This window comes from Streptomyces sp. NPDC059455 (assembly GCF_042750115.1).
Classification (GTDB): Bacteria; Actinomycetota; Actinomycetes; order Streptomycetales; family Streptomycetaceae; genus Streptomyces; species Streptomyces endocoffeicus.
Window position 1 is genome coordinate 1 of the sequence record NZ_JBHYVB010000250.1, and the last position, 14,767, is coordinate 14,767.

General features: G+C 73.1%; 12 protein-coding genes, 1 pseudogene and 1 riboswitch. Of the genes and pseudogenes, 5 read left to right on the forward strand and 8 right to left on the reverse strand.

Going from position 1 to position 14,767, the window contains the following annotated elements; genetic code table 11:
- Positions 1-514: 514 nt before the first annotated feature.
- From ACFXB5_RS47180 to ACFXB5_RS47205, 6 genes and pseudogenes are all read right to left on the reverse strand, one after another.
- Positions 515-1,660 (reverse strand): annotated as a pseudogene (locus ACFXB5_RS47180) (energy-coupling factor transporter transmembrane component T); the annotation flags it as partial.
- A gap of 17 nt (positions 1,661-1,677) precedes the next feature.
- A complete protein-coding gene (locus tag ACFXB5_RS47185) occupies positions 1,678-2,289 on the reverse strand; it encodes an SCO2322 family protein (RefSeq protein WP_385220531.1) in 612 nt (203 codons plus the stop codon).
- Between the two features lie 239 nt (positions 2,290-2,528).
- Positions 2,529-3,827, reverse strand: coding sequence for a prenyltransferase/squalene oxidase repeat-containing protein (locus ACFXB5_RS47190; RefSeq protein WP_385220505.1), 1,299 nt, complete (start codon positions 3,825-3,827; stop codon positions 2,529-2,531).
- 173 nt (positions 3,828-4,000) lie between these two features.
- A riboswitch (cobalamin riboswitch) is annotated at positions 4,001-4,075 on the reverse strand.
- Positions 4,076-4,131: 56 nt separating this feature from the next.
- On the reverse strand, positions 4,132-4,671 hold the full coding sequence (locus ACFXB5_RS47195) for a GNAT family N-acetyltransferase (RefSeq protein WP_385220507.1): 540 nt from the start codon (positions 4,669-4,671) through the stop codon (positions 4,132-4,134).
- Between the two features lie 92 nt (positions 4,672-4,763).
- Complete coding sequence (locus ACFXB5_RS47200; protein WP_385220510.1) at positions 4,764-6,305, reverse strand: cytochrome P450; 1,542 nt, start codon at positions 6,303-6,305, stop codon at positions 4,764-4,766.
- Positions 6,306-6,407: 102 nt separating this feature from the next.
- Positions 6,408-7,460, reverse strand: a complete 1,053-nt coding sequence (locus ACFXB5_RS47205; RefSeq protein WP_385220512.1) for an MBL fold metallo-hydrolase — start codon at positions 7,458-7,460, stop codon at positions 6,408-6,410.
- Positions 7,461-7,659: 199 nt separating this feature from the next.
- On the opposite strand from ACFXB5_RS47205, the gene ACFXB5_RS47210 reads away from it, so the two are divergent.
- Both ACFXB5_RS47210 and ACFXB5_RS47215 read left to right on the forward strand, forming a co-directional pair.
- Positions 7,660-9,126, forward strand: a complete 1,467-nt coding sequence (locus tag ACFXB5_RS47210; RefSeq protein WP_385220515.1) for an aldehyde dehydrogenase — start codon at positions 7,660-7,662, stop codon at positions 9,124-9,126.
- Complete coding sequence (locus tag ACFXB5_RS47215; RefSeq protein ID WP_037947116.1) at positions 9,126-9,359, forward strand: ferredoxin; 234 nt, start codon at positions 9,126-9,128, stop codon at positions 9,357-9,359. Before ACFXB5_RS47210 ends, ACFXB5_RS47215 begins: the two co-directional genes overlap by 1 nt.
- A 113-nt stretch (positions 9,360-9,472) precedes the next feature.
- On the opposite strand, the gene ACFXB5_RS47220 is transcribed toward ACFXB5_RS47215, so the two are convergent.
- Together ACFXB5_RS47220 and ACFXB5_RS47225 are read right to left on the reverse strand one after the other, a co-directional pair.
- Positions 9,473-10,093 (reverse strand): response regulator transcription factor, encoded by a 621-nt coding sequence (locus ACFXB5_RS47220; protein ID WP_385220518.1) that lies wholly within the window; start codon positions 10,091-10,093, stop codon positions 9,473-9,475.
- 203 nt (positions 10,094-10,296) lie between these two features.
- The gene (locus tag ACFXB5_RS47225; RefSeq protein WP_385220521.1) at positions 10,297-10,911 is read right to left on the reverse strand and encodes a TetR family transcriptional regulator; all 615 of its coding nucleotides are present in this window, start codon (positions 10,909-10,911) and stop codon (positions 10,297-10,299) included.
- 392 nt (positions 10,912-11,303) lie between these two features.
- Here ACFXB5_RS47225 and ACFXB5_RS47230 point away from each other — a divergent pair, with 392 nt between their 5' ends.
- The 3 genes from ACFXB5_RS47230 (at position 11,304) to ACFXB5_RS47240 (ending at position 14,559) form a co-directional block, all read left to right on the forward strand.
- Positions 11,304-12,644 (forward strand): glycosyltransferase family 4 protein, encoded by a 1,341-nt coding sequence (locus ACFXB5_RS47230; RefSeq protein ID WP_385220524.1) that lies wholly within the window; start codon positions 11,304-11,306, stop codon positions 12,642-12,644.
- A gap of 83 nt (positions 12,645-12,727) precedes the next feature.
- Positions 12,728-13,462, forward strand: coding sequence for a methyltransferase domain-containing protein (locus tag ACFXB5_RS47235; protein WP_385220527.1), 735 nt, complete (start codon positions 12,728-12,730; stop codon positions 13,460-13,462).
- Positions 13,459-14,559, forward strand: a complete 1,101-nt coding sequence (locus tag ACFXB5_RS47240; protein ID WP_385220529.1) for a prenyltransferase — start codon at positions 13,459-13,461, stop codon at positions 14,557-14,559. Before ACFXB5_RS47235 ends, ACFXB5_RS47240 begins: the two co-directional genes overlap by 4 nt.
- Positions 14,560-14,767: the final 208 nt, after the last annotated feature.

Consider the following 14,767-nt stretch of genomic DNA (forward strand, 5'->3'; position numbering starts at 1 on the left):
GTGGCGCCGTGGCCGTGTCGTCGGGTTGCGGGTGCTGCTCGATGGCGGGCCGGGTGCCGGGGTACGGGGGTTCGGGGCGTCGCCGGTCCCGGGCGTGGGCCGGTTTGGTGGGGGCGTCTTCCGGTGGGGCCGGTTCGCGGCTCGTGGCTGGGGGCGGTATCGGTGCGGGCGCGGTGTCCGGGGGTGGCGCCGTGGCCGTGTCGTCGGGTTGCGGGTGCGGCTCGATGGCGGGCCGGGTGCCGGGGTACGGGGGTTCGGGGCGTCGCCGGTCCCGGGCGCGGGCCGGTTTGGTGGGGGCGTCTTCCGGCGGGGCCGGTTCGCGGCTCGTGGCTGGGGGCGGTATCGGTGCGGGAGCGGTGTCCGGGGGTGGCTCCGTGGCCGCGTCGTCGGGTTGCGGGTGCCGCTTGGCCGCGGGCCGGGTGTCGGGGCCGGGGGATTCCGGGCGCTGCCGGTCCCGGGCGTGGGCCGGTTCGGTGGGGGCCTTGTGCGGCGGGACCGGTTCGCGGGCCGGAGCCCGTGTTGGTGACGGGGCCGCGAAGGCCGGGAGCAGGCCCAGGAGTACGGCCGCCGCGGGCCATAGCGGCAGCGTTGGGGCGGTGAGCGGGACGACCGATGGCTGGAGGGCCTCGGGGGCATAGGAGGCGGCGCGGATCAGCAGTGCCGCGACCGCCGCTCCCGACCCCGCCACCAGCCACGCCCGTACGCCCCAGCGGTCCGGCCGGTAGCGGCTGCGCACCGAGCGGCGGCCGCCCAGCCACAGGCCGCCGAGCGCGGCGGCGAGTCCGGTGAGCAGCAGCGGCAGACCGTAGCCCGCGCCCTCGGCCGCGAGCAGACCGTACGTACCGCAGCAGACGCCGAGCAGTCCGCCCAGCGTCAGCGCGGTGGTGGTACGGGCGACGGCGGGCGGGACCTGGGCGGTGCGGCCGTAGCCGCGGGCGTCCATCGCCGCCGCCAGGGCCACCGAGCGTTCCAACGCGCCCTCCAGCACCGGCAGTCCGACCTGCAGCAGCGCCTTCACCCCGCGGTCGGGGCGGCCGCGCAGCCTACGCGCGGAGCGCAGCCGGGTTACGTCCGCCACCAGATGGGGTGCGAAGGTCATCGCCACCACGACCGCGACCCCGGCCTCGTAGAGCGCGCCGGGCAGCGACTTGAGCAGCCGCGCCGGGCTGGCGAGGGCGTTCGCGGCGCCGACGCAGATCAGCAGGGTGGCCAGCCGCAGCCCGTCGTACAGCGCGAACGCCAGCCCCTCGGCCGACACCCGGCCGCCGATGCGCACCCCCTGCGCCCAGTGGGGCAACGGGACTTCGGGGAGGGTGAAGAGCACCCGCGTCCCGGGGATCGGCGAACCGAAGAAGACCGCGAAGAACAGCCGGATGGCCAGCACGACGAGACCCAGCTTGAGGAACGCGGTGTACGAGCGGGCCCATGGCGCGTCCGTGCGGCGCACGGCCACCACATAGCCCGCGACCGCGATGAGCAGCCCGAGCAGCAGCGGGTTGGTGGTCCGGGACGCGGCCGTGGCCAGCCCGAGCGCCCACAGCCACCAGGCCCCGGCGTGCAGGGCGTTTCCGCCGCGCGGGGTAGCGGTTCGCAGTCGGCCGCGGAGCCCGACGCCAGGGCGGCGCGGAGCCGTGGCCCCAACAGCGGTGCGCGGTGGCATGGCGGTCTTCCGCGCGCTCATCCGCGACGGCGGCGCGCCTGCCACACCGCCGCGGCGCCGAGCAGCACGACGGCGGCGAGCCCGCCGATCAGCCCGGCCGAGGGGCCCGAGCCGCCGCCGTCCGCCTTGCCGCCGTCACCCTTCGGGGCGGCGTGGGCGTCCACGGAGGTGCTCACCTTGTCCCCGCAGCCCGTCTCCGGATAGCCGGAGATGGCGCACAGCAGCGCGGCGGAGTTGTAGCGCAGCGGCTTCGCGACGGCGGCGAGCGCCTCCCCGGCGGACGCGTCCTGGCCGACCCGTGCGCACTCGGTACGGGGCGCGGGCGGCGTCCGGCGGTCGGGTGCGTCGGTGGCCGTACCGAAGTCGATGACCACCGCGACCCGTTTGGTGGAGTCCGTGGCCGGGGTGTCGGCACAGACGGCGGCGAAATCGGCCATGCCGCGCGGCCGGGTGGCGTCGTCCGAGTCCTCGCTGAGCGCGAAACGGAAACCGATCATGTCGCCATCACCGGGCCGCGCCGAGGAGGGCCCTTGGGTGGCATAGCTCCAACTGCCGCCGTCCCCGCCCCGCTGCCAGAACGACCAGTAGCGATACCCGTCGGCGGCCTGCGCGGGCGCCGCGCAGGCCATCGCGAGAAGGGCGACGACGGGCAGCACCAAGGCGACGGCGGACAGCAACAGCCGGGCCGCGCGGCCGCACCAGGCGAAACGCGCGCGGGGGCGCGGGACGGAAGTCGCGTCCGCGCGCCGGGCCTGGGCCGCGCGGGCGCGCGGTACCGGTGCCGAGGAGGCGTACCGGACCCGTGCCGCGCGGGTGCGCGGGACCGAAGCCGCCCCGGTGCGGACCGGTGCCACATAGGTGCGCGGGCTCAAAGCTGCTGCCTCTTCCGGCCGCTCAGGAGGAAGCCGATGCCCACGCCGGCGACCGCGCAGACGCCGACCGTCCACCAGACGCCGCCGATCCCGCCGCCGTCGTCCTTCTTCTCCTCACTCTTGCCGCTCCCGTCCGACTCCGCGCCCGGGGCCGCCGCCTCGGGCTTCGGGCCGGTGGCGTTCAGCTGCCGCACGAGGTCGGCGCCGCCGAAGTCGCGGGGGTTGGCGCCGGCCGCGTGGGCCGCGAGGGTCAGTTTGGCGAGGGCGCCGGGGTCGCCCTTGGCCCAGGCCGCCGCGCCACTGCTCTTGCTCTGCAGCCACTGCAGGGGCTTGCCCGCGGCCGCGCTGTGCTCTCCGGCGGCGAGCGCCACCACCGCGTCGGCCGTGCCACCGAAGTCGGGCTGGTCCTTGGCGCCGGGCATCGCGGACTTCAGGTGCATACCGGTGTCGGACATGACGCGGGAGAGGTGGGCCAGGGCGGCCTCGGCGGCGTCCTCGGGTGAACCGGCTCCGCCCTTTCCGCCCGCGCAGCGCAGCGGCTTCGGCTCGGCGCCGCCGTCCTTGCCGACGGTCTCGAAGACGAAGCCCTTGCCCTGCGCGGCCAGCGCGGCGCTCGCGGTGGCCAGCTCATTGGCGGCGGGCTTGCCCTTGGCCGCCGTGTACGCGAACGCCCCGCGCTCCTCCGCCTTCGCCGAGCAGTCCAGTTGCAGGCCGAGCAGTGCGTCGTACGGGCTCTTGCCGCTCTTGCCCGAGGCCCCCTTGCCCGAGGCCGCCGTCACCTTCGCCGGGTCCTGGCCGGTGGCGGCGAAGGCGCCGACCGCCGCCGCGGTGGAGTTGGCGTCGCTCGGGCCGCCCGGGTTCATGCCCCAGCCGCCGTCCTCGTTCTGGTGGCGCTTCAGCCAGCCGATGCCCTTCTCCACGGTGCCGGAGCGCCCGCCCACCGCGGCCAGCGCCTGGATCGCCGCCGCCGTCGCGTCCGTGAACTCGCCCTTCTTCGGGTCGCACGCCTTGGACGTGTCCGCGCGGTACGCCGCGAAGCCGCCGTCCGCGCAACTCTGCCCGGCCAGCCAGTCGATGGCCGACTTCGCCGGGGTGACGCCCACCGCGTCCTGGGCGAGCAGCGCCAGCGACTGCCGCCACACCCCGTCGAACTTCGGGTCCTTGGCGCCGTAGAGCCCCTCGGCACGCCCGGCCGGGCCGTCGTCGGCCACGGCGGCAGGCGCGGCGGCCGCGCCCAGGGCGGCGCACATGGCGGCGCACAGGGAAAGAGCCGCCACGCTGCGGCGAATGTTCATGGCTGTGGTGCCTCTCGGTCGGTGGACGGGCGCACGCAGCCGCGCACGGCCGTCCAGCCGCGCCGCACGCGGAACGCTCCGCGGCACGCCTGGCACCCGGCTCAGCTCCGCATACCTCGACGGTGCCGCCACCGGTCGTCCGGCGGCGGGAGCCTGCGTCGTCGCGCCCGCCCGGGTGTTCCGGCTCGTACGCCCCGCGGGGCGCGCTCACGGTTGCGGGTCAGCGCCGGAATCGCACCGGCTTCCCCCGATCGGACGCGTATGAAGTTTACGGACAGCTTATCGGCCGACTTATCGGGCGCCTTCAGCCGCCCATGGGCGGGGTCGATCGACGGCCTTCGCCCCGGACGACCGCGAGACAGCGCGTCGTCGTGCCGTCCTCCTCCTCGATATCACGGCGGTGCGCGAAGCCGAGCCGGGTGAGCAGGGTCAGTGACGCCTCGTTGGCCGCCATGACCGTGGCGTGCACCTCGCCCAGCCCGAGGGTGCCGAAGCCGTGGCCGACGACCGCCTCGGTGAGCTCCGTCCCCAGACCGCGCCCCCACGCCTCCGGGGCCAGCGCGTAGACGATCTCGTGGCCGCCGACGACCTCGGTCGGCTTGATCTCGGCGTGGCCGACGTACCGGCCGTCCTCGCGGACGGCCCATACGTCGAACAGCCGCCGGGCGTAGACCTTGGTGAGGATCCGCCCGAACAGCGCCCGGTCCTCGGCCGCCGCGGCGAGCCGCCCGTCCCCCAGCCAGCGGCACACCCGCCGGTCCTGGAACAGCGCCACGAAGGCGTCCTCGTCCTCGGGCCGGTACGGCTCAAGGAGCAGGCGCGCGGTGCGCAGCGTCGGAGTCATGCGCCGCGACGCTACGCGGCCGGGCACCGCCCGGCAATCCGATACCGCGCGCCCAGCGGTCCGGCCCGACAGTCCCCGCTCCCGGCCGTCCGCTACCCGCGGCGCCACCACTGGGCCAGGGACTTCCACCAGCGGCGCCGGGCCTCGTGCTCGGCGCCGGATTCGGGCTCCGGCCGCGGCTCCGCGGTGGTGGACGCGGTGTCCGGGGTTTCGCCGGAACCGTCGTCCGGGGCATCCGTCCGCGCGACCGTGGGCGTCCTGCCCACGGCCCCCGAGATGGCCGCGGTCGCCGCCGCCGCCATCTCGGCCAGCGCCTCGTCGGACTTGGCGGCCGTCCGCGGGAAGCGCACCGGCAGTGCGGCCAGCGCCCGGTGGAAGGGGCCGGGCCGCCACTCCAACTGCTCTGCGGGAACGGCGAGTTCGAGATCGGGCAGGCGGTCGATCAGCTTCTCGACGGCGACGGAGGCGATCAGCTGGGCCGGGTCCTTCGCGGGGCAGGTGTGGGGGCCCGCGCTCCACGCCAGATGGGCCCGGTTGCCGCGCCGGTTCGACAGCAGGTACGGATCGTTGTTGGCGGCCGCGAGGCTGATGACGACGGGGTCGCCCTTGGGCAGCCGGTGTCCGTCGACCGTGACGTCATGGCGCGGGTAGTGGACGCAGAAGTTGGCGAGCGGCGGGTCCTTCCACAGGACCTCGTTGAGCGCGTCCTCGATCAGCATGGTGCCGCCCGCGAGATCGCCCCGGAACCGTTCGTCCGACAGCAGGAGCAACAGCCCGTTGCAGATCAGGTTCTGCTGGGGCTGGGTGCCCGCGCCGACGAGGACGACGATCTGGTGGATCAGCTCCTCGTCGGTGAGCTCGGCGGGGTGGGCGATCAGCCAGGACGTCATGTCCGGGCCCGGAGTCTCCCGCTTGAGGGCGATGAGCTGGAAGAGGGTCTCCGCGAGGAGCGCGTTGGCCTGCTCGGAGTCCTCGGTGACGTCGAAGAGCGCCGAGAGCGCCCGGACCAGATTGTCGCTCAGCTCGGGCGGGCAGCCGAAGAGCTGGTTGAAGACGAGCAGGGGGAGCCGGGCGGAGTACTCCTTGAGCAGATCGGCCTCGCCCTTGGGGCCGAAGAGGTCGATAAGGAAGTCGGCGCTCCGCTCCACGTAGCGGCGCAACGCGTGGATGTCCAGGCGGTCGAGGGTGTCGGAGATCGCCGCGCGCAGCCGGTGATGCTGCTCGCCGTCGCTGCACAGCGCGTTCGGCCGGTACATCATCATCGGCACCACGGGGTTGTCCATGGGGATGGTGCCGTCGGTGAGCGCCTGCCAGTGGCGCGCGTCCTTGGAGAACGTCTCGGGGCCGCGCAGGATGTCCAGCGCGGTCTGATAGCTGGTGACGAGCGAGACGGGGACGCCGGGCGCCAGCTCCACGGGCGCGATGCGTCCGTGATCCCGCAGGCGGGCGTATGTGGCGGACGGATCGGAGGCGAACTCGGGGCCGTGCAGCGACTCGAGCCCATGCCCGGCCGGGGCCCGGCCGGAGTGTGCGGGGCAGCCCGGGGGCGGTGTCGGATCAGCGGCCGGATCTGCCGGGCCTGCTGCCGGACCGGCCGTCGGAGTCGGGTCGGAATCGCGAGTGGGGCTCGTCACGCATGCTCCTGCTGATACGGCTGTCACGGGGGGTGTGCGGCTGTGTGCGCCAGGCCGGTAAGGCTAGCTTCCGGTTCGTCGGACCGGCACCCCATATGTCACTCAAATCGCTTGGTACATCACAGGATCGCTGCCCGGCACCGCTTCCGCCCTGCCCAGCTTCACCAGTCGGCGCAGATGCGCCTCCGCCTCCGAGACCGCGATATTGCGGGAACCGAAGGGGATCTGCTCCCACGGGCGGTTCCACTCCATGGCCTCGGCGAGCCGCCACGGGGTGAGCGGGGTGGTGAGCAGCGCCAGCAGCCCGGCCAGCCGCTCCTCGTGATGGTCCAGCAGCGCCCGCACCCGCGCCGGGGCGTCGGTGAAGGCGTACTGATGGGCGGGGAGTACCTCGGCGGGGGCGAGGGCGGCGACGCGTTCGAGCGAGTCGAGGTAGTCGCCGAGCGGGTCGGTGACGGTCATGTCGTCGGGGTCCTCGTAGAGCCCGATATGGGGGGTGATCTCGGGCAGCAGATGGTCGCCGGAGAACAGGCGGCCATGGCCGGGCAGTCCCTCCCCGGCCGCCGGATGGGCCTCTTCGAGGTGGAGGCAGACATGGCCGGGGGTGTGGCCGGGGGTCCAGATGGCGCGCAGCCGCCGGCCCGCCAGATCGAGGAGTTCACCGGGGACGATCTCGCGGTCGGGGAGGGCGGCCCGCTGCCCCGGGAGGTGCGTGCGGCCGGACGCGCGGGTGGCGCGCAGCGGAGCCAGATGCTCCTCGGGCGCCCCGGCCGCGCCGAGCTTCTCCTCCAGATAGTCCAGCCAGCGGGAGGGCTCGGCCTCCCGGGTGCGCCGGACGACCTGGGCGTCGGCGGTGTGCATGGCGATCCACGCCCCGGACGCCTCCCGCACCTGTCCGGACAGCCCGTGGTGGTCGGGGTGGTGATGGGTGACGAGGACGCCGTGGACATCGGAGACGGAGGCGCCGCAGGCGGCGAGTCCGGCGGTGAGGGTGTCCCAGGCCGTGGGGTCGTCCCAGCCGGTGTCGATCAGGACCGGGCCGCGGTCGGTGTCGAGAAGGTGGACCAGGGTGTGCCCGAGTGGGTTGTCGGGGATCGGCACCGGGATGCTCCACACTCCGCCGCCATGGTCGGTCACGCGCGTCACCTGCGCCATCGGCTCCCCCTCTCCTCGACACAAGCATTGCCCACTATAGCTAGAACTGGTATCAGTTCTGATGCAGCGTCAGATATTGGCTGCCTCGATTGGCGGGCCCGGCCCCGGTCGGGCCGACCGTACGTACCCGTACCCCCTCAGCCAGACGTACCCCCTCAGTCAGACCCACACCTCAGTCATCGGCCGGAAGGCATCAGCGATGAACGACCTCATCGAGCACGGGCAGCTCTTCATCGGCGGCGCGCTGGCCGATCCGGCGGGCGAGGACACCATCGAGGTCGTCTCGCCGCACACCGAGCAGGTCATCGGCCGGGTGCCGCACGCCTCCCGCGCGGATGTGGACCGGGCCGTCGCGGCGGCGCGGACCTCCTTCGACGAGGGCCCCTGGGCCCGGACGAGCCTGGACGAGCGGATCGCGGTGGTCACCCGGATCAAGGACGCCATCGCCGTACGCCATGAGGAGATCGCCCGGGTCATCAGCGCGCAGAACGGCTCCCCGTACTCGTGGAGTGTCCTCGCCCAGGCGCTCGGCGCGATGATGGTGTGGGACGCGGCCATCACCGTGGCCCGCGACTTCGTCTACGAGGAGCGGCGGGCCGGGGTGCTCGGCCCGCTGCTGGTGCGGCGGGAGCCGGTCGGGGTGGTCGCGGCCGTGGTGCCGTGGAACGTACCGCAGTTCGTGGCCGCCGCGAAGCTGGCGCCCGCGCTGCTCGCGGGGTGCTCGGTGATCCTCAAGCCGTCGCCCGAGACGCCGCTGGACTCCTACATCCTGGCGGAGATCGCGGCCGAGGCGGGGCTGCCCGAGGGGGTGCTGTCGATTCTTCCGGCCGACCGCGAGGTCAGCGAGTACCTGGTCGGCCACCCGGGCGTGGACAAGGTGTCGTTCACCGGCTCGGTCGCGGCCGGCAAGCGGGTGATGGAGGTGGCCTCGCGCCAGCTGACCCGGGTCACGCTGGAGCTGGGCGGCAAATCGGCCGCGGTGATCCTGCCGGACGCGGACCTGGAGGCGGCCGTCACCGGGATCGTGCCCAACGCCTGGATGAACAACGGACAGGCGTGTGTGGCCCAGACCCGGATCCTCGCGCCGCGCGCCCGCTACGACGAGATCGCCGAGCGGTTCGCGGCCGCCGCCTCCGCCCTGGTCGTCGGCGACCCGCTGGATCCGGCCACCCAGGTCGGGCCGCTGGTGGCGCGGCGGCAGCAGCGCCGGTCGCTGGACTACATCGCGCTGGGGCAGCGGGAGGGCGCCAAGGTGCTGACCGGCGGCGGCCGTCCGGAGGCCCAGCGGACCGGCTGGTACGTGGAGCCCACGCTCTTCGGCGACGTCGGCAACGACATGCGGATCGCCCGTGAGGAGATCTTCGGCCCGGTGATCTGTCTGCTGCCGTACGGGGACGAGGAGGAGGCGGCCCGGATCGCCAATGACTCCGACTACGGGCTGTCCGGCTCCGTCTGGACGGCGGACGTCGGGCACGGCATCGACTTCGCACGGCGCGTCCGCACCGGCACCTATTCGGTCAACACCTTCAGCCTCGACATGCTCGGGCCGTTCGGCGGCTACAAGAACTCCGGTCTGGGCAGGGAGTTCGGCCCGGAGGGGTTCTCCGCGTACCTGGAGCACAAGATGATCCACCTGCCCCAGGGGTGGGACGGGGAGCCGAGCTGATGGGGGACCGCTGGCGGATCGAGGTGGACCGCGGCGTGTGCATCGGCTCGGGGATGTGCGTGAGCACCGCCCCCGGCGGCTTCCGGCTCGACGGGGCGCGGCAGTCGCATCCGGTCGAGACGGAGGCCGATGCCTCCGAGGCGGTGCTCGCGGCGGCCGAGGGCTGCCCGGTCGAGGCGATCGCCATCCGGCTGTCCGAAACCGGTGAACAGGTCTTTCCCCCCGACGAGTAGCTCTCCTGGCCGCCGTTGGCCGGATCGGAACCCGCCGTTGGCCGGATCAGAGGCCGCGTTTGGCCGGATCAGGACCCGCCGTCGGCGCCTGCGGACCCGGGGCCGGACTCATCTCAGACCCAGCCCTCGCACTGCGATATCCGTATGGCGTCCACGCGGTTGCGCGCCCCGGTCTTCCGGGTGATCGCGGCCAGATAGTTGCGGATCGTCCCGGTGGACAGATGCAGCGTACGGGCTATCTCCGATATGGAGGCGCCGTCGGCGGCCAGCGACAGCACGCCCAACTCCCGCTCGGTCAGCGGGATCTTGGCCGCCTGGAGGAAGCCGTAGCCGAGCGCGTCGTCCACGTACCGCTCCTTCTTCGCCACCTGCCGTATGGCCTCGACCAGCCGTTGCGGTGGGGCGTCCTTGTCGACGTAGCCGAGCGCACGGGCCTCATGCGCGCGGCGCAGTGGACCCGGCCGCTCCGAGTTGACCAGCACCAGCAGTCCGCAGTCCCCGCCCTCCCCAGAGGCGGATGCCACGAACTTCCCCCACTCGCCCTTCCGCGCCGCCTTGTCGGCCGCCGGGCTGTCCGTGTCCACCACGCACACCTGTGGCTGTAGGGAACGGGCCCTGCTACGCGCGTCGCGCCAGGAGCACGCCGCCGCCTCGATGTCTGGTTCGGCCCCTATCACGGATGCCAGTGCCGATCTCAGCAATCCTGACTCGTGTACCAGAAGTAACCGGATCACGAACTTCTCCACCCCCCACGATGCGGTTCTCTCATCGCGCGCCGTTGTCGCTCTGTCGCGCGCCGTTCATGAATACCGGGATTGGGCAGGGCGTGAACGCGGAATTTGAGCCAATGGGGGGCGTGAGGGCGCATAAACCCCTTCCAGGAGCTCGAAGGGGCGCAGGAATTGGCGCGCGCGCTCCTGTTGTACCGTCCGTCCGGCTATCGGTCCGGGGTGGGGGCGGTGAGGTCGATCAGCCGGCAGACGGTCTCGATGTCGATCTTCACCTGGGCGATCGAGGCCCGCCCCGAGAGCCAGGTGATCAGCGCCGAATGCCAGGTGTGCTCGATGACGCGGACCGCCGAGAGCTGCTCGGCGGTCGGAGCCTCGTCCAGCCCCATCGCGTCGAGGATGATCGCCGTGGTGAGCCGGGAGACCGTGTCCACCTCCGGGCTGACCGACCGGTCGGCGAAGGTGAGCGCGCGCACCATCGCATCGGCCAGATGGGGTTCGCGCTGCAGCGCGCGGAAGGCGCGCATCAGCGTCTGGGCGACCCGGGCGGCCGGTTCCTCCTCGGACGGCGGCCGCTTGCGCAGCGTCTCGTGCATGTGCTGCAGCTGATCCTGCATCGTGGCGACCAGCAGATGGACCTTGGAGGGGAAGTAGCGGTAGAGGGTGCCGAGCGCCACTCCGGAGTTCTCCGCGACCTCGCGCATCTGGACCGCGTCGAAGCCGCCTCGGCTGGCCAGCCGGGCGCTGGCGTGCAGGATGCGCCGACGGCGCGCCTCCTGCCGCTCGGTCAGCTGCAGGGCGGCCGGCTTGACTTCTGCGGTCATTTGTCCCACTTCGAATGTGTTGCGTCTGCGGGTCGGCGACAAGCGGACATCGTGCATGATGACAGGACCGTCCCGCGCCTGCGAGTCACTGGAACTCGTTCTAGGCTAGCGCGGGTCCTCCCCGATCCGCCCGTGTCCGCGCAGTTGGGGCAGGTTGCTGTCGAGCGGCGCTCGCGGTCGCGCCGGCGGGGGGTGCATCCGGTGCACACCCCCGTCGTCAACTTCTCCTGACGTCCGGGCTACTGAGTGGTAGGGATCACCTGCCCCGGTCCTGGAGAGGTCGCCCGGGGCAGGTATCTTCGTGACTCCTCAGGGGATGCGTTAGTGAAACTTGTTCTAGATAAACGGAAGCGGATACGCTCCCGCTGAACTGCACCAAGGAGGGGGCGCGAGTGACCGCAGAGGCCGCGCAGGAGACCGGGGCCGACCCGCTTCGAGCAGCACCCCCCACCGCCACCGAGGAACGGCCGCTGCGCATCGCGCTGCTCAGCTACAAGGGGAATCCGTTCTGCGGAGGCCAGGGCGTCTATGTACGTCATCTCTCCCGCGAACTCGCCCGGCTCGGCCACACCGTCGAGGTCATCGGCGCCCAGCCGTACCCGGTGCTCGACACCGAGGAGGGCGTCACCCTCACCGAGCTGCCCAGCCTGGACCTCTACCGCCAGCCCGACCCGTTCCGCACCCCCCGGCGGGAGGAGTACCGGGACTGGATCGACGCCCTGGAGGTCTCCACCATGTGGACCGGCGGCTTCCCCGAGCCGCTCACCTTCAGCCTGCGCGCCCGCCGCCATCTCGCCGCGCGCCCCGGCCAGTTCGACGTCGTCCACGACAACCAGACCCTGGGCTACGGGCTGCTGGGCCTGGAGAAGCTCGGCTTCCCGCTGGTGACCACCATCCACCACCCGATCACCGTCGACCGCCGGCTGGAGCTGGACGCCGCCGACGGCTGGAAGCGCCGGTTCTCCGTGCGCCGCTGGTACGGCTTCACCCGGATGCAGAAGCGGGTGGCCCGGCGGCTGCCCTCGGTGCTCACCGTCTCCGGCTCCTCCCGCCGGGAGATCGTGGAGGACCTCGGGGTACGGCCGGACCGGATCCATGTGGTGCACATCGGCGCGGACACCGGCCTGTTCTCGCCCGACCCCGCCGTCCCGGAGACCCCCGGCCGCATCGTCACCACCTCCAGCGCGGATGTGCCGCTCAAGGGCCTGGTGTATCTGATCGAGGCGCTCGCCAAGGTCCGCACCGAGAATCCCCAGGCGCATCTGGTCGTCGTCGGCAAGCGGCCGGAGGAGGGGCCGGTGGCCACCACCATGGCGCGCCACGGGCTCGAGGACGCCGTCGAGTTCGTCAAGGGCATCAGCGACGCCGAACTGGTGGACCTGGTGCGCGGCGCCCAGATCGCCTGCGTGCCCTCGCTGTACGAGGGGTTCTCGCTGCCCGCCGCCGAGGCCATGGCCACCGGCACCCCGCTGGTCGCCACCACCGGCGGCGCGATACCCGAGGTCGCCGGGGTCGACGGCGAGACCTGTCTGGCCGTACCGCCCGGCGACGCCGACGCGCTCGCCGCGGCCCTGACCCGGCTGCTGGGCGACGCCGACCTCAGACGGCGGCTGGGCGCGGCCGGCCGGGAACGGGTGCTGCGGCGCTTCACCTGGGAGCAGGCCGCCCGCGGCACCGTCGAGCAGTACCGCCAGGCCATCGGCGTCTCCGCGCGGACCGCCGCCCACCGCTGAGCCCCTTGTCCTTCCCAGTTCCAACGCCTCCCGCCCCCCGACCTCTCCCGCCTCACGAATCCGCCGGACGAAAGCAGACCCCCGTGCTGACCGTCGATTTCTCCCGCTTCCCCCTCGCCCCCGGCGATCGCGTCCTCGACCTCGGCTGTGGCGCCGGACGGCACGCCTTCGAGTGCTACCGGCGCGGCGCCCAGGTCGTGGCGCTCGACCGCAACGGCGAGGAGATACGCGAGGTGGCCAAGTGGTTCGCCGCCATGAAGGAGGCCGGTGAGGCCCCGGCGGGCGCCACGGCCACCGCCATGGAGGGCGACGCCCTCGCCCTGCCCTTCCCCGACGACAGCTTCGACGTGGTCATCATCTCCGAGGTGATGGAGCACATACCCGACGACAAGGGCGTGCTCGCCGAGATGGTGCGAGTGCTCAGGCCCGGCGGCCGGATCGCCGTCACCGTGCCCCGCTACGGCCCGGAGAAGGTCTGCTGGGCGCTGTCGGACGCCTACCACGAGGTCGAGGGCGGCCATATCCGCATCTACCGCGCCGACGAGCTGCTGGAGAAGATGCGCGAGGCCGGACTGCGGCCGTACGGCACCCACCACGCCCATGCGCTGCACAGCCCCTACTGGTGGCTCAAGTGCGCCTTCGGAGTGGACAACGACAAGGCGCTGCCGGTGCGCGCGTACCACCAGCTGCTGGTGTGGGACATCATGAAGAAGCCGCTGGCCACGCGGCTCGCCGAGCGCGCGCTGAACCCCCTCGTCGGCAAGAGCTTCGTGGCGTACGCGACCAAGCCCCACGCACCGCGTGAGGAGCGGGCGTGACGGCGCTCGGACCGCGCCCCGGCCCCCGCACCGAACGGCTCGCGCTGCCCGGGGTGCTCAGCCCCGAGCAGGTGCTGCGCACGGTCGAGGGCATCGCCGCCGTCCAGCGCGCGGACGGCGCCATACCGTGGTTCCGCGGCCACCACCTCGACCCCTGGGACCACATCGAGTCCGCGATGGCGCTGGACGCGGCGGGCGAACACGAGCGCGCCACAGCCGCCTACCGCTGGCTGGCCCGGCACCAGAACCCCGACGGCTCCTGGTACGCGGCCTACCCCGACACCCCCGACGGCGTGGCCGCCACCGACCCCACCGACCGCGGCCGGGAGTCCAACTTCTGCGCCTACGTGGCCGTCGGCGCCTGGCACCACTACCTCTCCACGGGCGACGACGCCTTCCTCGACCAGATCTGGCCCACCGTCTTCGCCGCCATCGAATTCGTGCTCGGACTGCAGCAGAGCGGCGGCCAGATCGGCTGGCGGCACCGCGCCGACGGCACCGTGGACCCCGACGCCCTGCTGACCGGCTCCTCCTCCGTCTACCAGGCGCTGCGCTGCGCCCTGGCCATCGCGGAACACCGCGAGGAGCCCCAGCCCGACTGGGAGCTGTCGGCCGGGCTGCTCGGCCATGCCATACGCCACCACCCCGAGCGGTTCCTGGACAAACACCGCTACTCGATGGACTGGTACTACCCGGTCCTCGGCGGCGCGGTCACCGGCGCCGCCGCCAAGGAACGCATCGAGGAGGGCTGGGACCGCTTCGTGGTCCCCGGGCTCGGAGTGCGCTGTGTCTCCCCCAACCCCTGGATCACCGGCGGCGAGAGCTGCGAACTCGCGCTCGCGCTCTGGGTGATGGGGGAGTCCGACCGCGCGGTGGACATCCTGCGGTGGATCCAGCCGACGCTGCGCGCCGAGGACGGCATGTACTGGACCGGCTACGTCTTCGAGGACGACGCGGTCTGGCCGGAGGAGCGCACCACCTGGACGGCCGGGTCGCTGCTGCTCGCCGTCGCGTCGCTGGGCGGCGACGAGGCGACGATGGCCGTCTTCGGTGGCGAGCGTCTGCCGCGCGGGCTGGACTCGGACTGCTGCGGCTAGGCCGTGGCCGGGCGCTGCTCCTCCGCGATTCGTTGCCGGGTGCGGGCCCTGAAGGGGCGCGGGGCTGTGCCCATGTGCGGCTCCGCCGTGTGCGCCTGCGGCGGGCTGCTCCCCTCCTCGCCCCTTCCCGACACCTGACGATTTGCGGCTCCGCCGCGTGGGGGGCTCCGCCCCAGACCCCGCGGTCCAGGGGGGGCGGGGCCCCGGC

What these genes read in the sequence shown, in the direction of transcription:
- ACFXB5_RS47195 (WP_385220507.1), bottom strand. Translation starts at nt 4,671, where the DNA reads ATGACTCCGACGCTGCGCACCGCGCGCCTGCTCCTTGAGCCGTACCGG.
- ACFXB5_RS47190 (WP_385220505.1), bottom strand. Translation starts at nt 3,827, where the DNA reads ATGAACATTCGCCGCAGCGTGGCGGCTCTTTCCCTGTGCGCCGCCATG.
- ACFXB5_RS47210 (WP_385220515.1), top strand. Translation starts at nt 7,660, where the DNA reads ATGAACGACCTCATCGAGCACGGGCAGCTCTTCATCGGCGGCGCGCTG.
- ACFXB5_RS47185 (WP_385220531.1), bottom strand. Translation starts at nt 2,289, where the DNA reads ATGGCCTGCGCGGCGCCCGCGCAGGCCGCCGACGGGTATCGCTACTGG.
- ACFXB5_RS47215 (WP_037947116.1), top strand. Translation starts at nt 9,126, where the DNA reads ATGGGGGACCGCTGGCGGATCGAGGTGGACCGCGGCGTGTGCATCGGC.
- ACFXB5_RS47205 (WP_385220512.1), bottom strand. Translation starts at nt 7,460, where the DNA reads ATGGCGCAGGTGACGCGCGTGACCGACCATGGCGGCGGAGTGTGGAGC.
- ACFXB5_RS47225 (WP_385220521.1), bottom strand. Translation starts at nt 10,911, where the DNA reads ATGACCGCAGAAGTCAAGCCGGCCGCCCTGCAGCTGACCGAGCGGCAG.